Source organism: Ferruginibacter sp. (assembly GCF_028288465.1).
In the GTDB taxonomy this organism is placed as follows: Bacteria; Bacteroidota; Bacteroidia; order Chitinophagales; family Chitinophagaceae; genus Ferruginibacter.
Genome location: NZ_JAQBNR010000022.1, coordinates 126,225 through 144,885, shown reverse-complemented (window position 1 = coordinate 144,885; position 18,661 = coordinate 126,225). Strand labels below are relative to the sequence as shown.

Below are 18,661 nucleotides of genomic sequence, written 5' to 3'. Positions count from 1 at the left end.
CCAGTCAAAACAAATTATACAATGACCAGAACAATATTGAATAAAACAATGCTTTGCCTGCTATGCCTTTTAATGGCCATAGCAATGATTAGCTCCTGCAAAAAAGATACAGCAACCAATTCGGGTAAAGTAGAGCTGCTGAGCTTTGGCCCCACCGGCGCAAAGCATGGCGACAACATTATTTTTATCGGTAATAATTTAGACAAGGTTACCCAAATTGATCTTACAGGTGCCACCATTCCGGCGAGCGCCTTTACAGAACACACTGCAGAAAGAATCGTGTTTGTTATACCGGATGCGGCCGTGCAGGGCTATGCAACACTCAAAACACCCGACGGTGATGTGGTGTCAAAAACAAAAGTAAATTTTGACGTACCTGTTACCATCACGTCTATTACTTCAGAAGCAAGACCCGGAGAAAATATCACCATCAAAGGAAATTTTCTTAACTGGATAAAGGCCGTTACTTTTTCGAAGGACATCGCTGAAACCACTTTTGTTAGCCAGTCGTTGAATGAGCTCGTAATCAAAGTACCTGACAATGCACAAACAGGCACTTTATTTATCACCACCAGCGGAACAGATCCGCTGACCTTTGAAACAGATAGCGTGGTACAGGTTACACTTCCTTCCATCACAACATTAGCACCCAACCCCGTAAAGCACCAGGCAAATCTGACCATTACAGGTACAAATCTTGATCTGGCTGCTGCGGTAATTTTTAATGGTGTTGCAACACCGGTGACCGTTTTCGAAAGCCAGAGCGCTACGCAAATTGTTGTAAAAGTACCTGCAGGAGCGAGCACAGGAAAGCTAACGCTGGCGGCGCATTCGCAGGTTACGGTCACATCTGCAGATGACCTGGCGGTATTGTTGCCGGCGATAACAACGATAGCACCTAACCCCATTGCACAGGAAGGGGAACTAACCATCACCGGCACCAACCTTGACCTTGCAACCGGTGTAGCCTTCACCGGAATAACAGCGCCCGTAACAAGTTTTGTGAGCCAGTCTGCTACAAAGATTGTTGTAAAAACACCTGTTGGCGCATTGAAAGGAAAGATAACATTGAATGTATTGAACTCCACCCTTACCGTAGAATCTGCACAGGTACTGGATTTCATCGGAGGGTTGCCTCCGCTGGCTGATTTTGCCTATGCTATTTATACCGACGCTTTGCAAAACGGTTTTCAAAACTGGTCGTGGGCGGGTAATGATTTTAGCAGCACCGCTATCGTTAGGCAGGGTGATAAATCCATCAAAGCAACCTATGGTTCCGGAGGTTACGAGGGCATCACTTTTCACAATGATGCCGGCGCAGCAACAGGCACTTATTCCAAACTTGAATTCTCCCTGTTTGGTACGCCGGGCACAGAAAGCAAGACCATGAACGTTGTGATCAACGGAGGTTATGGCACGGCTTATCCTGTTACCATTGTTGGTGGCGAGTGGACGACCTATAGCATCAATTTATCGGCTTTGGGAAGCCCCAATCCGTTAAAAGAAATAGTCCTTCAATCTGCTGGCTTCTCCGGCATTGTTTACATTGATCATGTTGGATTAAGATAGTTTTGGTTGATAAAATAAAACATCTGCGGCTCAGGTCTGATGATTGAGCTGGCGGATGTTTTTAAAATACAATCAACTTTTTTGACAATGACTACGCTGTTGAAATTTCAGCAGCTGGCTGCGGCATTTTTGCCAGTCAACAATCTAAACTTTTAAAAATGTTATCGAATTATATAAACTGTATGAAGGCATTGGGGTGCATGTTACTGCTCATTATTTTTGCCTGTAAAAAGTCACCTTCCAAACCAACGCCGCCGGTTACGCCTGGTGGCACAACCGATACCACCATCACGGCAGGTAAAGATCCGGCAACTGCCACTACCATCGGCTTTTTTTTAGATGACTGGCAGGCTAGAAGCTTTACTGCGCCTGCTTATACGGAAACCGCTGTTCCCGGAGCTGCAACCAATACCGTAACGGTGGATGCAACGGCTATCCTTACAAAAATTCCATTGGCAGAATTTGGTCACAATGCTGTTTGGTGGATGGGACCAGTAGCCGGCGATGCAAGAATTATTGAGCCCATCACTAATCTTCACCCACATATCATCCGCTTTCCCGGCGGCAGTTCCAGCGACGCTTATTTTTGGAATGCGGCGCAAGATATGCCGCCCGCAGATGCTCCCATGAAACTCGTGAATGATGCAGGTGTAAAAACAGATCCCGGTTACAGCTATGGTAAGACAAACTATAACTGGATATGTAACCTGGATAATTACTACACCATGTTGCAGCAAACCAACAACAAGGGCATCATAACCATCAACTATGGCTATGCCCGTTACGGCACCAGTGCTGATCCGGTAGCTTCTGCTGCACACCTGGCAGCAGACTGGGTACGGTACGACAATGGCCGCACACAGCTATGGGAAATTGGCAATGAAAATTTCGGCAACTGGGAGTGGGGATACCGCATTGATGTTGCCGCCAATAAAGACGGACAACCGGAATTTTTAACCGGTGCATTGTATGCACAACATTTTAAAGTGTTTGTCGACTCCATGCAAAAAGCTGCTACGGAAATAGGAAAGACCATTTATATTGGCGCTGTAACTGCAGAAGCACCTTCACCGGAATCATGGCAGACCAATACCCGTAAAACCTGGAACGCAGGCATGATGCCGGGCGTGAATGGCAAGGCAGATTTTTATGTGGTACACAATTATTTTACCCCTTACCAAACCAATGACAATGCGAATGTGATATTGTCTTCTGCGCTGTCGGTACCATCAATCATGATGCAGTATGTAACACAAACATTGCAATCGTATGGTGCGTCAATAAAGCCCATTGCCATGGATGAATGGAACATAACCTCCAATACGCAAAAGCAACAGGTATCAAACACCAGCGGTGTTTTTGCTGTTTTGGTAATGGGAGAAGCCTTGAAAAACAAATACGGCATGTCGGCGCGTTGGGACATGATCAACGGATGGAACAATGGCGATGACCACGGCCTGTTCAGCAGCGGAGATGAACCGGGTGGAATCGCCAAATGGAGCCCCCGCCCCAGTTTTTATTATTTGTATTACCTGCAAAAAATGCTGGGCGACCGGCTGGTAAATGCATCCGTAGTGGGCAGCAATGTGGTGAAAGCCTATGCTTCCACCTACACCTCCGGGCAGGTAAATGTAACGCTGGTAAATACGTCTTCCACGGCCCAAACGGCGGAAATAAAAATGAAAAATTTCTACAGTGGCAACCGGTTTTACTGGTATAGCCTCGAGGGTAGTAATGATAATGGAGAATTTTCCAGGAAGGTATTGGTAAACGGTAACGGTCCTGCCGGGGATGCCGGCGGGCCGGCTACCTATGCCACTATAAAAGCCTGGTCTGCGGTAACAACCGGAGGAATAAAAGTGACTATACCGGCATTGGGCGCAGTAATGCTGGTGGTAGATAAAAAATAAATTGATGATCTGGCTGCCATAAGTAGACGAAAATAATTGTTGATGCCCGCTGGCTTCTCAGCGGGCATTTTTATGGTCTTTACTGAAAAACCATTGGCAGTCATGCCAATGAAAATTTTTATGTTTTGCCTGTACTATTTAAAAATAGCGCAGCGTTTAGCTGGCCTGGTCTACATCCTTTACTGGGTTAACGGAGAATGTTACCATAACACTCCATTCAATAAAAGATCATTATTTTGCAACTCTTACATACTTCAATTCCCTGTTGGCCCATGGAATAAAAGACGAAAAGTTGGGCGCATCAGTATGGCCGCCATCATGCTGCCTCCAGGCTAGTTGGCCATCCAGCAAACCAGTCAGTACCGGCGGCATTTTTTCTGTGTTGTAATCATTGCTCACGCCCAGGTCTTTTGCACCAAGCAATTTAAAAACAGTACCCGCTGCAATGGTGGCTTTGTAACTGCCTATTTGATCGAGCCATTTGGCATCGCCTTTTTCCGGAATACCATAGCTGATAAAGGTTGGTCTTGGTGCACACAATGCAATCAGCTCATGTGAATCTACCGGAAGGTCGCAACCTGTCTTGCTGCCGAAGGAAGATGCTGCTGTTGCATATTTTAAATAATTACCTGCCATCCAATGATATTCTCCGCTGCCGGCAAGACTTTCAACGGCTTCGCCAAATGTACGGCGGTGTAAAGTAGAACCACCTTTTCCGGAAGAGCCTATCAGCGCCACGGCAAAACGCTGATCAAAAGCCATGGTGACCAGTGCTGCCTTACCATATCGGGATACCCCTTCTATGCCTACTTTTTTTGTATTGATCAGGCTGTCTGTTTCAAAATAATCCAATGCCCTGGATGCACCCCAGCCCCAGGCTCTTAAAGCGCCCCAATCATCCGGTTTACGGGGTTGTCCTTTATTTACCAAACCAATAATACCTCTTGTAAGTCCGGCGCCATTGTCCGCCTGAATACTGTTGGGTTCCAACACGCAATAGCCCCAGCCCGCTGCAATCAACTGTTCTGTTGGTGACGGATCGGTGGGGGGTGGTGCAAAAAAATTAGGACCTGCCAGCCGGGTAACTGGTGAGTAAGCAGGGTAGCGATCAAACACCGCTTTTAATTCCGGGTTCTGTTTTATCATCAGTTCCTTAAATGTGCTGTTCAATTTTTCCATATCTGCCGGAGAGGGTTGCGCAGGAGAAGGCAATGCAGGAAAGCCAAACATAATCAATACCGGAACCGGACCTTTTACATTCATCGGCAGCACCAGCACCATGTTGATGTTTACATCGATGAGCGGATAATCACTGTTGTCGACATGCCCCACCATTTGTTTGGCGATGACAGGTGTGCGGCCAACAAATTCGTAGTCAGTAATTTTTGCTGTCCAGGTTACCTTAGGTGTTTTGGCTGGTATCTTTCCATACATTTCTGTTTCAAAATCTGCTGCAATCTCGGGGCGTCTTTCCTTCCACCATTGATCTGCCGTGGTTACCTTTTTACCTTTTTTTGTTGTTAAGGCATCAGGCAGCAACGGACAGGGATTGGCGATATACTCATCTTCGTTGGCATGATTGGCGTCTGCAGGATTGCCACTCGGGCCGGGCCGCAAAGCAGTAATTCCCAGTTGCTTCATCATAAGCGCATGATCCTGCTGGGCGGTAAAGGTGTTCAGTCGTGGATATTTGCTGCTATCGACAGGTGTTGTTTGTGCCGTTGCTGTAGCCGTCATGCAAGTGGACAAAAAGAGTATCAAATATTTTTTCATATAGAAGCCATTTATTACAATTAGGAAAGAATGAGTTGTTATTGATCTGTTCTGAACGGTGATGCAGGCAAGCCGTCCTTATTATACAGGTTTGGATTGACCGGGTTATCTGCCCATGCATATCGTACATACAAGGGAGCTGTGACAGTGTCATTCCAGACAATTACCTGGTTGCCTTTAATGATGGCATTCGCCCAAACAAATTTTTTATCGGCACCAGCAATCGCAAATTCACTCAGTGGTTCACCATCCTTACTGACAAGGCCTGCACCGGTATTGGTAAACGAAAGGGTGATCTTGTTTCCATCAATAGAAGCAGATTGAAAAAGCGGCCCCGAATAAACTATATTTTCTCCGTAAGCAACTTTTTCAGCAACAAGTGCCAGCCGTTCGCCCACATCTTTTTTATTGTCGGGATGTATATCATTCCATTCGCCCAAATCAATGGCAACTGCCATCCCGGTATGGGGCACAGACAAAGATTTGAATTGTGCTTCTCTCAATTCCGCCCACTGACTTTCAGAAGGAAGATAATTAGCATCCATAAAATTGGGGAGCTGCACCCACAGAAAAGGCAGATTGCCCTGTTGCCATTTACTGCGCCAGTCGTTGATTTGCGCAGGCTGTAGTTGCGCATAGCCGGTTGCGTTGCCGATGTTGCTTTCGCCCTGGTACCACAATATCCCTTTAATGGTATAATTGGTAACGGGTGCCACCATTGCGTTGTATAAAGCCGCAGGCTGATTTTGTGGATTGATAGTTGTACCAAAAATGCTACCTGTCTTTGGAATGGATACTTCGCCCACTTTATATTGCCAGTAACCTTTCAGGTCGATGGTATCGTTTCCGGCAAACAAACAATAGGGTTTGCCACTGACAAAACCGCCCTTGCCAGCATTGTTTGTCACTTTCACGACCACAATATTTTTTCCTTCTTTCAATACACCTGCCGGCACAGGATATCTTCTTTGAGGATACAGGTAAGTGGTAGCCCCCACTTGTTTTCCATTGATGTATAAAACGTCAGCATCTACAATTCTGCCCAAAAAAACTTTGGCTGGTTTGCCCACCATCGATGCAGGCAGGTCAATTTCTTTTCGGTACCAGACAACACCATCCAGGTTGCTGATGCCCTGGTCTTCCCAATAGCCGGGTACCGCAATGGTTTGCCATCCTTTGGGTATATAGTTGATTTCGTACCAGGGTAGTGGTCCGGTTAAACCTTTATCCTGCACTGTTGCATTTTGTCTGCCTGCATTCATTGCCAAAGCAATCCTTGCCTGGCTGTTGATGTAGTTGGTATCCTTGTTTTTTTGGATGGTGCTAACGAGGTCGGGAAAATCTTTCAACCCTTCTTCACTGGTCCACGCTTCAATGGGTGTACCACCAACGCTTGCATTAATGATACCGATGGGCACATGATATTTTTGATACAATTGCTTTGCGAAAAAATACGCGACTGCTGAAAAAGGTCTGACTGCTTCACCAATAGCGGCATTCCAAAAACCGCTTGGCAGATTTTCTTTCGGCCCTTGCAGGCTGGTGAGTGTGGGAATAAGAAATTGTCTTATCTCCGGAAAATTGGCATGGACGATTTCGTCGGCATACCGCACATCATGAATGTTTAACTGGTGAACCATGTTTGACTGGCCACTGCAAAACCAAACATCGCCGATCAAAATATTGGTAAGGGTGATTTTATTTTTTCCTGAGATGGTCATTGTATATGGGCCACCAGCCTCCATAGCAGGCAATGCAATTTTCCATTTGCCATCTTTACCTGTTGTTGTTTTAAAGTTTTTTTTATTAAAATCAATGGTTACTTTTTCTCCTTTTGATGCCCATCCCCAGACATTGATTGTTGCATCCCGTTGCAATACCATACTGTCCCGTACAATTTGCGGTAACACAATCTGGCTGAAAGATTTCTCCGCAATGATTAACTGAGCAAGTAATAACCAAATGATGAGTACTCGTTTCATACGACTGTATGTTGTTTAATAATCAGGTAAGCCGCAAAGCTATATCCAGTCTCCGTTAGTGTCTACTTACTTTTTTTTCTTGATAAAAAAAAGTAACAAAAAAAATCAAGGCTGCATAAAAAAAACTAAAAATTTGAATGCTTGCCTAAAATGAAATTAGCTCGAGCGGCAAAATATGTCTGGGCTTTAGTGCGACTTACGGACTAATAGCAAATCCAGACATTTGTAACATCAATTTCATTTATTTCATTTATGTTATTTTTTATTTGTTTCAATGAACCTCCTTCGTCGGTTTCTTAACGGCAATCATTCAAATTTTCTTAACGCTTTTTTTATGAGGCCGTTAAACAGTATGCGGTCAAAATTTGTCATCCTGTTATTTAATTTTATTAAAAGTTTGTGTACCGCCATACCGAACTAAATCAAATGACTCAATCTTATCATTAGCGAATTTAAAATACATATTAAAAAATTCATGGGTAGCATAAAAATGAGTTTTGGTATTGGCATACAATAGCAATTTAATTTTCGGGCCGGCAAGTAAGTACAATTGGTTGCCTTCATGTTTCAATTCAACTTTTTCTCCTTTGGAAGATTGATACGTACCTGCAAATTTATTCAACTCTTCAGCGCTGAATTGCAGCCTTGCTCTTTCAAAAATGTATTGCAAACCTCTTGAATAAGTTTCGCTTTTGGTGCCCGAGTGGCCTGTGTTTTCCAGCACCTTCGAACGAAGCTGCACATTGGAGTAGTTGTGCTTCGACAGATCGCCTGCAAATTTTTCAAACACAGGTCTTCCCATTTCCACATCACCTACCGTCATATATATGCGAACTGGTTTGGCTAATTTCTTTTCGGCAAAATTTTTTTCAAAGCGGTACAGCACTTCATTGTCCCAGGCAACGGCAGGGCTCGCTGCGGCATAGCCGGTAAACATATCTGTATGGATGAATAAAGTGTACATCGTAAACAATCCGCCCAGCGAACAGCCCATCAAAATCCGGTTATCTGCATCTGCCTTATAATTGGTTTCAACAAAAGGAAACAATTCCTTTTTCATAAAATCAAGAAAATGGTCCGCACCACCACTTTGTGGTAACCTTGCTTCGCCGGTTGGCGTATAATCTCTTGCACGCAGACTGTCAGGATTTGGATGAGCACCACCCCAGGTAACACCAACAACAATCAACTCCGGAATAAAGCCATCGAAATATTGCTGACCGTAAATAGATTTCACCACCGGGAAATCCCATTGCGAATCCATCAGGTACACCACCGGGTATTTTTTTGTACTCGTATCATAACCGGCCGGCAGCAAAATGTGCAATTCATATTCCTGGCCATTTACAATAGTGGAAGTAATTTTTCTTACTTCAGAGCCAGGGATTGTTACCGGTGGAAATTGCTGTGCAGATGTGATAAACACATTTAACAACAACAGGGCGAGGAATATTTTTTTCATTGTCTGTATTTAATCAGTGCATTTTTTTGTTTAGAAAAAACAGTTGTTCACTTACGCCAGGACTAAGCGTTGTAAGGGCGAATGGTCTGTATCCGGCCATTGTCATCATAAGTTAGTTCGGTAACTTTTACGCAACGCAAATGCGTAACACCGTTGCTCAAACTACTATCGTGATAAAACAAATACCACTTGCCGTTAAACTCGCAAATAGAATGATGTGAGGTCCACCCAACCACCGGTTCTAAAATTCTTCCTGCGTAGGTAAACGGCCCGTAAGGACTGTCGCCAATGGCATAACATAAAAAATGCGTGTCGCCGGTAGAGTAAGAAAAATAATATTTGCCATTGTATTTATGCATCCAGGAGGCTTCAAAAAAACGGCGGTCATTATCACCGTTTAATAAAGGGTTACCGTTTTCGTCCACTATCAAAACATCTTTCGGTTCTTCTGCAAATTCCAATAGATCACCGGTTAGCTTTGCTACTTTGGCACACAACGCAGGCTCATCATCTGCAGGTAAAAAAGCAACCGGACTATCGGGTTGTTCGCCGTTAAACTGGCCGGTTCGCCAGCGTTGCAGTTGTCCACCCCAGATGCCACCAAAGTATAAGTAGTAGCTACCATTCTCATCTTTAAACACCGCAGGGTCTATGGAAAAACTTCCCTTGATGGCTTCTGGTTCCGGCGTAAAAGGGCCGGCAGGGGAGCTGCTGGTTGCAACACCGATCCTAAAAATACCATCATGCCCCTTGGCAGGAAAATACAAATAATACCTGCCGTCTTTTTCTGCCGCATCCGGCGCCCACATTTGTTTTGCTGCCCAGGGCACATCTTTCACATGCAGGGCCAGGCCATTATCAACCGCTTCGCTTTGCGGGTTATCCATTGAAAGAACATGGTAATCTTCCATGGCAAAATGACTGCCCAGGTCATCAAAGGCATCACCGGCATCGATGTCGTGTGAAGGATAGATATAAATTTTTCCGTTGAATACATGCGCCGAAGGATCAGCTGTAAAAATATGTGTCACCAGCGGCTGCGAAATAGCACGTTTGTTTAAATCGTCAAAATCGATTTGGTTGATATTATCTTCTGGCATTTTTGAGAGGTTATGAGTTATGAATGATGAGTTATTAGTTTCGCCGTGTTTTTAAATCGGCTTCTATTTGTACTTCCATCTTTTTATTTATCTCGTAAAAGAATAATAAGGCAACCGCTAATAGAAATGGTATGGCAGGAAAAATACTAATGAGCATTTTAGTACCGTTGATGGCAGTTGCTGTTTGTCCGTTTGTACTGTTAGCCACATAATCATATTTACCCAATATCCACGACACCAATGAACTGCCGATACTTAAGCCGGCTTTTAATCCTACCATCATGGCAGAAAAAATAATGGCGGTTGCCCTGCGGTTATTTTTCCATTCACTAAAGTCGGCTACGTCAGCAATCATGGTCCATAATATGGGCGTGCTGATGCCGTAAAAAAAGCCGTGCAATATTTGTGCTCCAAAAATTATCCCAATTGACTTCGGTTGAAAAAAGTAAAATAAAATAATGAAGAGGGTTGAAATAAACAACGAAGCCATGAAGGTGTTTCGCTTACCATACTTATTGGCAAATTGCTGCGACAGCATAATACCCAACAAGCCTACTAAAATACCGCCACCATTAAATACGCCCAACCCCAGGGAGGTATCATTTTCAAAAGTGGGCAGGAATTTTTTAAAGGGTTCTAAAAATGAAGTCAGTTCTGCTTTATCAACATAGTTCTCAAAATAATAAACATAGGAACCACCTTTCATTGCCAGCGTTACAAACACCAATGTGGTAACCGTTAGCATGATGATCCAGGGTTTGTTTTTAAACAGGTCAGACAGGTCTTCTTTTAAACTTGACTTCTGTTCAGGCTTGGGAACAATCCTTTCTTTAGTGGCTAAGAAGCAAATGATCAGCATGATAGTTCCTATGATGGCCAGCACTGTCATTACTTTAGCGATGCCAGTTTTCATTGATTCTGCATCTGTTCCTCCGCCCGCTTTAATAATAAAATTATACATGAATACCTGTACAAAAAATTGCGCAAACATCACCGCAACAAAACGATAAGAAGACATACTGTTACGCTCTTTCATATCCCCGGTAATTACACCGCTCAATGCTGAGTAGGGTAAGTTGTTTGCAGCATATAACATCAGCAACAAGGCATACGTAACTACCGCATAAATAACTTTGCTTTGGTATTGCTCAAAGTGAGGTGTCCGGAAGGCTAACAATGCCACTACCCCCAGTGGTACGGAAGTCCACAATATCCAGGGCCTGAATTTTCCCCATCTTGAAACAGTTCTGTCGGCGATAGCACCCATCATAGGATTAAAAGCAAAAGCTGCAATCAGGCCTACAATAAGTGTCAATGCAGAAGCATGTGCTGGTTTTAAACCGTAGATATTTAAGTAGTAATAAGATATCCAGGTAACCAATGTTTGAAAAACCAGATTAGCTGCCAGGTCGCCCAGGCTGTAACCTACTTTTTCTACAACAGATAATTTTTGTTCGCTTGCAATCATGATAGTGGTTTAGTGGGTGATTATTTTTTTAGCGCAATCACTGCATCAAATGCAGGTTTGGGTTGATAGTTTCGGTCGAAGAGCAAGGGGTAATTTGTTCTGCCTTTTATCGGCCAGCCATTCAGCCAGCTTTGTCCGTCATTTACTCCCCAGAAGGTAACACGGCTGACATTGGTCTTGTATTTTAAAAAAAGTTTGAACAAGTCTTCATAGCCTTTGGTCAGTTTTGCCTGCACAGAATCGGGCAAACCATTGGCGTATGGATTCATCTTTGCTGAATAGGTCGCTTTCATATTTACATCAGCCGCATCGCCGTCCCAGGGATTGGGTAATACGCCAAGATCCAGTTCTGTAAACATTACTTTTATCCCAAGCTTTGAATACTCAACAATGCTTTCTTCAATATCTTTCAACGGAATGTTAGATGCCCGCCAATGGCCCTGTATGCCCACCCCATCAATGCGAACACCTGCTGCCTGTATCTTTTTTATCAGGGCAATACAACCCGCTCTTTTTGCCGGCTGTTCGTTGTTATAATCGTTGTAATACAATTCAGCATCGGGTGACGCAGCCTGGGCCAGGCGGAAGGCTTCTGTTACAAAATCAGGTCCGAGCTTATCAGAAAAAATTGACTTTCGCAAAGTGCCATCTTCGTTCAATGCTTCATTCACTACATCCCATGAAAATACTTTGCCGTTGTAACGTGCGGCAACTGTGTTAATATGATTGGTGAAATATTGTTTCACAGAATCCGCATTCTGCATGCCGTGCATAAAAGCCGGCAACTGGCTATGCCATACCAGGGTATGTCCGTTTATTTTGATGTTGTATTTTTTGCCGTACGCCACCAATTTATCAGCAAGGTCGAAATTATATTTATCCCAACCCGGATGAATGATTTCGGCTTTCATAATATTCTCCGGCGTTGCGGCACTGAATTGCTTTGGTATAAATACTTTAGCAACCGGATCTTTTTCTTCGATCTGTGTTGCGTTTAAAGCGGTGCCGATCAAAAAATCATTTTTATAACTGTCTTTGAGCGAAGCCATTTTTTGACCGTAGCTATGACTGAAAAGTGCAAAGCTTGTGATAGTCAAGAGGCTGGTGATTTTGTATGTGCGCATAACAATTGTTTAAAATATTGATCAATAATTATTTCTGTTTGTTTGAAGCAGGCTGTGATTTGCTTGCTTCACCGCGACAAATCACGGATTAAAAACCAATGCTATTCCCACCATCTACCGGCAATACCACACCAGTGATATATTTAGCAGCATCGCTCGCTAAAAAATAAGCCGCTTCGCCAATATCTTCCGGGTGCCCCATGTATCCCATCGGTGTACGGCCAAATACTTTTGCCTTGCGTTCGGGGTCGCTGTTCAATGCCTTATCCGTCATGGCCGAATAGATGAAACCCGGAGCAATGGCATTTACCCGGATTCCCTTTGGTGATAGCTCAACAGCCATGGCCCTCGTCATGCCATCGATGGCCGTTTTGCTGGCACTGTAAGCGATTACTTTAGGCAGGCCATATTGTGCAGCCATTGAACTGATATGAATGATGTTGCCGGTAGCCTTTGCCAGCATGTGTTTTACCACTTCCCGACTTAAGGCAAATACCGCCGTTACATTGGTGGTGAGAATGGCCTGAAATTCTTCATCACTTACTTCCGTAAATTCTTTTTTCATATTGATACCGGCATTGTTCACCAATATATCAACCTTGCCAAACTGCGTGATCACCTCCTCCACAAAAGCCGGTATGGACGACAGATCGCTTACATCACAAGGCATAGCATGGCACAAATCGCCCAGCTTTTCTTTTGCATTGTTCAGTTTTTCTTTGTCCCTTCCGGCAATGATGGTCGTTATGCCCTGTTGAATAAATTTTGTAGCAATGGCGAAGCCCAGTCCAGAGCCGCCGCCGGTGACGATGGCTATTTTGCCCCCATCCCCTAAAGGGGAGCTATTCTCGTTCATATTTGTATGCTCGTTTTTATTTTGAATTATTAATTGGGTGCAAACTAAATCGTTATCGCTAGCTCTACCTCACCCCAACCCCTCTCCTTCAGGAGAGGGGCTTTAGCCCACAGTCCGTAAGAGTTGTAATGGTAGGGAAGTCTCTATCCTCCATCTTCAAAGCACCAACAAAAAAAGCAAACCCGTCGTCAACTCCCCTTTAGGGGACGGGGGCAATCCCCTCCATCCTGAAAGCCCCGACAAAAAAAGCAAACCCTCACCCTCCTCCTTTAGGGGACGGGGGTTAATTCCCCGGCGCATTCGGAAAACTCAATCCTTCATAATATTTTAAATCATGATCCGGCTTTTCATAGTTTGCCGGCACCGGCATTTTTGAAAAGGTTTCAAAATACAACAGGCAGGCATTGCGCCACCATATTGCTTCCTGCTCCTGTATGTTCAGCAGCATACTAATTTGCCTGTACCGCTGATCATCTACTTTTGTTTTTTGTTTGCGCCACAATTGTTGCATCCATCGCACGCTGTCCACGCCGCTGTTGTATTGATAGCAGAGCTCCTCCCATAAGTTGCGACCGCTTTTCATGGTATGTGTCCACGCAACATGGTGAAACCAGAGCAAATATTTTTCATCAATCGTATTCACATCGGCCCATGTTTTGGCCGCTTCGGGTTTGTATTGCGCCAATGCCTTGCTGCCGGTTGCGGTACGGTCAAAACCAATGCCTGCGGAGTCTGCACGGTGATAATACGTTGGGTTCCATTCTGGTCTTGATAGATTGCTGATCCATGGACCGGGGCCGTAATGATGACCGGTAGCCATGATATGATGAAGGCCCAGCGGATTCATATACTGCACCAATATTTCTCTTGAAGCAAGCATCATCTTTTTTGCATCACTTACAAAAGCCGCATCGTTGCTGAAAGTCATGCGCAACCATTCTTCCGCGATTTGCTCAGCTGAAAGATTGTAATCCCAGCTCAGTCTGCCCAATGCATACCAGTTGGCCTGTGCAAAAGGATGGCCCGTCCAGTCGATGTCGGTGCCGATATTAGATACACCTGCCATGCCGCTGATGGTATGATTGTCAAGGGAGCCATCAATCACTTTGGCAACCGTACTTCCCTTACCCTTGCTGTAGGTATCACTGTTTAAAACTTCTTTAAAAAGCGGGGCAAGATAAACGAGGTGTGTGCCCTGCCCCAGATATTCCTGTGTCAGCTGAAATTCCATCATCAGCGGGGTATTGGGCATAGCGCCGAACAGGGGGTGAAAAGGTTCCCTTGGCATAAAATCGATTGCGCCGTTTTTTACCTGTACCAGTACATTGCTGCTGAACTTGCCGTCCAACGGCACAAACTCATTCCAGGCTTGCTTGTGCCGGTCATCGGGCACCTCATGACTGTACACAAATGCCCGCCACATGATGATCCCCTTGTGTGGTGCAATGGCATCTGCGAGCATATTGGCGCCGTCTGCATGTGTGCGCTGATAATCCTGCGGACCAGGCTGGCCCTCACTGTTGGCCTTAACCGTGAAGCCGCCAAAGTCAGGAATCAGTGCATAAATTTCATTAATCTTATTTGTCCACCATTGCCGCACTTCTGCATTTAAAGGGTCAGCCGTTTTTAATCCACCAATTTCTATCGGTGCACTAAACCTTGCGGTGAGGTATACTTTTATTCCGTAGGGACGAAAAACATCGGCCAGTGCTTTTACTTTTTCAAGATAAGCCCTTGTTAAAAAAGTAGCGTTGGCGTTTACATTCGTCAATACGGTACCGTTGATACCGATGGAGGCATTTGCCCTTGCGTAGTCAATGTAACGCTGATCGATATAACCCGGCAATACATGCCAGTTCCAGATGGAAAATCCGGCGTAGCCTCTTTCCACCGTGCGGTTTAAATTATCCCAGTGGTTGAGGAGGCGAAGCTTTATCCGCGGGGCGGAAACAATATGCAGTTGCGTAACGGACTGCTGTGTCTGCATCAGCCGCAGCAAATGAAAAACACCATATAACAAACCAATATCCGTATTGGCTGTGATGACGGTTTGCGTGTTGTTATTGGTGTAAATAATAAATCCTTCATCGCCAATCGAAGAGATGTTGTCTTGGGAGGAAATGGGTTTTGTATCCGGGTTAATCCTTGTGCCAATCAATAGCCTGCTTGTTGAATTAGCTGTAGTAAAAGTGACGGGCTGCTGTAGCATTCCTTCTGATGCTTTCATCAATTCTTCTTTCAGCACCCGGATAGTTTCAGAATTGCCTTTTATAGAAACTTGTTTTAACAGCGACTGGTAAGCCGTGAGCAGCAATTTATTTTCAACAGGCTTGTACCGCATCCATAAATCATAACCATTTTCTGCCTGTGCAGCAGGTATGATAAATACAAATACTATCGCAAGCAATCTTTTCATAACCAATTTCTTTCTTTTATATAAAAAATCGGGAGCATCGTTTTTAAATTGCGGATAACATGGCCGTATCAAAACAGCTTTTTTACCTCTTTCTTTGCAATCGGTTGCACAAACCTCGTGAAAAATAAATGAATAACAAATTTAAAAATTACTTAGCCGCTTTGCTTTTTTGTGAGGATGCCCGGATTACCAGGTCAGACCGCAACACAACCGTGCTGGTGTTCTTCACATTGTTTTGCCCGGAAAGGTGACTGATAAGATTGGTTACCGCAATTTCGCCCATGGTATAGCCGGGATAATTAACCGTCGTAAGGTTGGGCTCCACAATGCTGCTGATTGGGTCATTGTTAAAACCGGCAAATGCTATCTCTCCGGGTATTTGTATACCGGCTGCCTTTAAATGGATCATACAATGCACAGCTGCCGTGTCGTTGGCAGCGAAGATGGCATCGGGTCGTTCTTTTGCTTTCATTTTCAAAATCAACTCAGCAGCATTTACTCCGTCCTGTTCCGCAAGGTTGCTGATATAGATGAGCTTTTCATTAAATGGTATTTTGCGATCTTTCAATGCCTGCTGATAACCCCTCAACCTGTCCGCATATACGTTCCTGAGCATGTTGCCGCCCAACAGCATGATTCGCCTGCAACCCCCGTCTATTAAATGTTTGGTGACTTCATAAGCCGCCTTATAATTATCAATAACAACGCAGGTACTGTCCTTATGCGGAAACACCCGGTCAAAGAAAACTACCGGGATACCCTTGCGGAAAAAGGGTGCCAGGTGATCAATATTTTCAGTTTCAGAAGCAAGCGAAACCAGCAAACCGTCTACCCGTTTATTAAACATGGTATGGGCATTGGCTGCTTCCTTTGCTGCTTTTTCCTGGGACTGACTGATGATGAGGTTGTACCCTTCTTTATTGGCGGCGTCTTCCATTCCAGACATGACGGAAGCCATAAAATAACTGTTCAATCTTGGTACCAGAACGCCGAGTGTGTTTGTCTTTTTGCTTCGCAGGCTGCTGGCAAAATTATTGGAACGGTAGCCCAGTGCCTTTGCGGTATCAGCAATTTTTTTGCGGGTTAGTTTATTGATGGCGGGGTTATCCTGCAAACCACGGCTAACGGTGGTAGCAGAAATATTCAGCTTCCGGGCAATATCGTAGATGGTAATTTCCTTTTCCTGCTTCATACAATGCAGCTTGTTTAGTAAAGAAAACCAATAATTGTCAGAAAAAAATTGCAATCAGTTGCAGCTATCAGGCAAAACGGGTTACATTCGTTATAAGCGGCTTATGCCAGGGCCGCTGATTGCTGAACAGAAAAACAATAAAGGCTATGAAGCAAAGAATAGTATGTTTATTACCCGCCTTATTGCTGGTGCTGTCAACCATATCCGCTCAGCACAATCCCGGTGTGCAGATAAAAAAATCAGGCGAATACCCACAGTTGCTGGTGAACGGAAAACCATTCTTAATACTGGGCGGAGAGTTGGGCAATTCAAGTGCCTCCAGCATGGAATATCTTAAACCAAGATGGAGCCATTTGAAAGAAATGCACCTGAACACCGTGCTGGTACCCGTGTATTGGGAATTGATGGAACCGGAAGAAAATCGTTTCGATTTTTCACTGGTGGATAGTATGATTGGGGAGGCAAGAAACCATGACATGAAAATAGTGTTGCTATGGTTCGGCAGCTGGAAAAATAGCATGAGTTGTTATGCGCCGCTGTGGATGAAAGCCAATCCCAAGCGTTTTCCGAGAACACCTGATAGCAGCGGCAGAAGCCAGGAAATATTTTCTGTGTTTGGAAAAGAAACACTGGCAGCAGATAAAAAAGCGTTTGCTGCTTTATTGCGGCACATCAAAGCAACAGATGAAATAAAACAAACGGTGGTAATGGTGCAGGTTGAAAATGAAATCGGCATGTTACCGACGGCAAGAGAAATGTCAGCGTCTGCAGATAAAATTTTTAATGCGAATGTACCCGCCGGATTGCTGGACTATTTTAAAGAAAATAAAAACCGGCTGGTGCCGGAGTTCAGACAAAAATGGGAAGCTGCAGGAGCTAAACTGAGCGGTAAGTGGAACGACATTTTTGGTGAAGGTGTTGCAACAGATGAAATTTTCCAGGCATGGCATTACGCCAGGTACGCCAATGAGGTAACGTTGGCTGGTAAAGCCGTATATGACCTGCCGATGTATGTCAATGCAGCTTTGCCAAGGCCCGGCAAATTACCGGGGCAATATCCCAGCGCTGGCCCACTGCCACATTTGATGGACGTGTGGCAGGCAGGAGCGCCAGCAATCGACCTGTTGTCGCCGGACTTTTATAATCCCGATACCAAATACTGGTGTGACCTGTACGCAAGAAACGGCAATATTTTATTTGTGCCCGAAATGCAATTTGATAAGGCGGCCGCAGCCAAAGCATTTTTTATCATCGGGCATTATAAAGCCCTGGGCTTTTCTCCTTTTTCTATTGAATCAGATAATAGCGGATCATTGCCATTGGCAAAAACCTACGACCTGCTTCAGCAGTTAACGCCTATGATTACAAACAAACAATGGCTGAATATGGAAGGCGTGCTGCTGGATAAACCGAATAAAAAGACGGTACTAAAAATGGGACAATATCAATTGGTTGTTACGCATGATGCAACCTTATCCTGGTCGCCCGAGGCAAAGGATTCTGTATGGAGTACAACAGGTGGCATCATCTTACAAACCGCACCCGATGAATTTATTGTAGCGGGAACAGGGCTAGTAGTCACGTTCGAAAATACAGATAAAGATTTTGTAACCAATATTGCTAAGGCCGATGAAGTGAGTTACATCAACGGAACCGAAACAAAAGGCCGCAGAATGAATGGAGACCAGGATCACCAGGGAAGGCATATCCGTTTTGCGGTGGGGGACTGGGGTATTCAAAAAGTAACACTGTATAATTCGCCGGCAAAGATTGATAATTGATTTTCGCAAATAGTGTTGGGTTGGATTT

At 44.5% G+C, this 18,661-nt stretch carries 12 protein-coding genes; 3 read left to right on the top strand and 9 right to left on the bottom strand.

The window, feature by feature from the left end:
- Positions 1-21: 21 nt before the first annotated feature.
- Positions 22-1,569, top strand: a complete 1,548-nt coding sequence (locus JWR61_RS11230; RefSeq protein WP_301927902.1) for an IPT/TIG domain-containing protein — start codon at positions 22-24, stop codon at positions 1,567-1,569.
- Between the two features lie 158 nt (positions 1,570-1,727).
- Positions 1,728-3,479, top strand: coding sequence for an alpha-L-arabinofuranosidase (locus JWR61_RS11225; RefSeq protein WP_301927901.1), 1,752 nt, complete (start codon positions 1,728-1,730; stop codon positions 3,477-3,479).
- Between the two features lie 231 nt (positions 3,480-3,710).
- Here the strand turns inward: JWR61_RS11225 and JWR61_RS11220 are convergent, their stop codons facing one another.
- The 9 genes from JWR61_RS11220 to JWR61_RS11180 all read right to left on the bottom strand — a co-directional run bounded on the left by JWR61_RS11220 (position 3,711) and on the right by JWR61_RS11180 (position 16,852).
- A complete protein-coding gene (locus tag JWR61_RS11220; RefSeq protein WP_301927900.1) occupies positions 3,711-5,252 on the bottom strand; it encodes a hypothetical protein in 1,542 nt (513 codons plus the stop codon).
- 38 nt (positions 5,253-5,290) lie between these two features.
- Entirely contained in the window at positions 5,291-7,234 is a 1,944-nt protein-coding gene (locus JWR61_RS11215) for a sialate O-acetylesterase (RefSeq protein ID WP_301927899.1), read from the bottom strand.
- Positions 7,235-7,610: 376 nt separating this feature from the next.
- Positions 7,611-8,696, bottom strand: a complete 1,086-nt coding sequence (locus tag JWR61_RS11210) for an alpha/beta hydrolase (RefSeq protein WP_301927898.1) — start codon at positions 8,694-8,696, stop codon at positions 7,611-7,613.
- A 62-nt stretch (positions 8,697-8,758) separates the two neighbouring features.
- Positions 8,759-9,796: a glycoside hydrolase family 43 protein gene (locus tag JWR61_RS11205; RefSeq protein WP_301927897.1), complete on the bottom strand. Its 1,038-nt coding sequence runs from the start codon at positions 9,794-9,796 to the stop codon at positions 8,759-8,761.
- 34 nt (positions 9,797-9,830) lie between these two features.
- Entirely contained in the window at positions 9,831-11,264 is a 1,434-nt protein-coding gene (locus JWR61_RS11200; RefSeq protein ID WP_301927896.1) for an MFS transporter, read from the bottom strand.
- Between the two features lie 20 nt (positions 11,265-11,284).
- On the bottom strand, positions 11,285-12,388 hold the full coding sequence (locus JWR61_RS11195; protein WP_301927895.1) for an endo-1,4-beta-xylanase: 1,104 nt from the start codon (positions 12,386-12,388) through the stop codon (positions 11,285-11,287).
- A gap of 88 nt (positions 12,389-12,476) precedes the next feature.
- Positions 12,477-13,244: an SDR family NAD(P)-dependent oxidoreductase gene (locus JWR61_RS11190; protein ID WP_301927894.1), complete on the bottom strand. Its 768-nt coding sequence runs from the start codon at positions 13,242-13,244 to the stop codon at positions 12,477-12,479.
- Between the two features lie 283 nt (positions 13,245-13,527).
- On the bottom strand, positions 13,528-15,660 hold the full coding sequence (locus tag JWR61_RS11185) for an alpha-glucuronidase family glycosyl hydrolase (protein WP_301927893.1): 2,133 nt from the start codon (positions 15,658-15,660) through the stop codon (positions 13,528-13,530).
- Between the two features lie 148 nt (positions 15,661-15,808).
- Entirely contained in the window at positions 15,809-16,852 is a 1,044-nt protein-coding gene (locus tag JWR61_RS11180) for a LacI family DNA-binding transcriptional regulator (protein WP_301927892.1), read from the bottom strand.
- A 146-nt stretch (positions 16,853-16,998) separates the two neighbouring features.
- On the opposite strand from JWR61_RS11180, the gene JWR61_RS11175 reads away from it, so the two are divergent.
- Complete coding sequence (locus JWR61_RS11175) at positions 16,999-18,633, top strand: DUF5597 domain-containing protein (protein WP_301927891.1); 1,635 nt, start codon at positions 16,999-17,001, stop codon at positions 18,631-18,633.
- Positions 18,634-18,661 lie beyond the last annotated feature (28 nt).

Excerpts from the sequence above, each read along its gene's own strand:
- JWR61_RS11230 (WP_301927902.1), top strand. The coding sequence starts at position 22 with ATGACCAGAACAATATTGAATAAAACAATGCTTTGCCTGCTATGCCTT.
- JWR61_RS11225 (WP_301927901.1), top strand. The coding sequence starts at position 1,728 with ATGTTATCGAATTATATAAACTGTATGAAGGCATTGGGGTGCATGTTA.
- JWR61_RS11220 (WP_301927900.1), bottom strand. The coding sequence starts at position 5,252 with ATGAAAAAATATTTGATACTCTTTTTGTCCACTTGCATGACGGCTACA.
- JWR61_RS11215 (WP_301927899.1), bottom strand. The coding sequence starts at position 7,234 with ATGAAACGAGTACTCATCATTTGGTTATTACTTGCTCAGTTAATCATT.
- JWR61_RS11210 (WP_301927898.1), bottom strand. The coding sequence starts at position 8,696 with ATGAAAAAAATATTCCTCGCCCTGTTGTTGTTAAATGTGTTTATCACA.
- JWR61_RS11205 (WP_301927897.1), bottom strand. The coding sequence starts at position 9,796 with ATGCCAGAAGATAATATCAACCAAATCGATTTTGACGATTTAAACAAA.
- JWR61_RS11200 (WP_301927896.1), bottom strand. The coding sequence starts at position 11,264 with ATGATTGCAAGCGAACAAAAATTATCTGTTGTAGAAAAAGTAGGTTAC.
- JWR61_RS11195 (WP_301927895.1), bottom strand. The coding sequence starts at position 12,388 with ATGCGCACATACAAAATCACCAGCCTCTTGACTATCACAAGCTTTGCA.
- JWR61_RS11190 (WP_301927894.1), bottom strand. The coding sequence starts at position 13,244 with ATGAACGAGAATAGCTCCCCTTTAGGGGATGGGGGCAAAATAGCCATC.
- JWR61_RS11185 (WP_301927893.1), bottom strand. The coding sequence starts at position 15,660 with ATGAAAAGATTGCTTGCGATAGTATTTGTATTTATCATACCTGCTGCA.
- JWR61_RS11180 (WP_301927892.1), bottom strand. The coding sequence starts at position 16,852 with ATGAAGCAGGAAAAGGAAATTACCATCTACGATATTGCCCGGAAGCTG.
- JWR61_RS11175 (WP_301927891.1), top strand. The coding sequence starts at position 16,999 with ATGAAGCAAAGAATAGTATGTTTATTACCCGCCTTATTGCTGGTGCTG.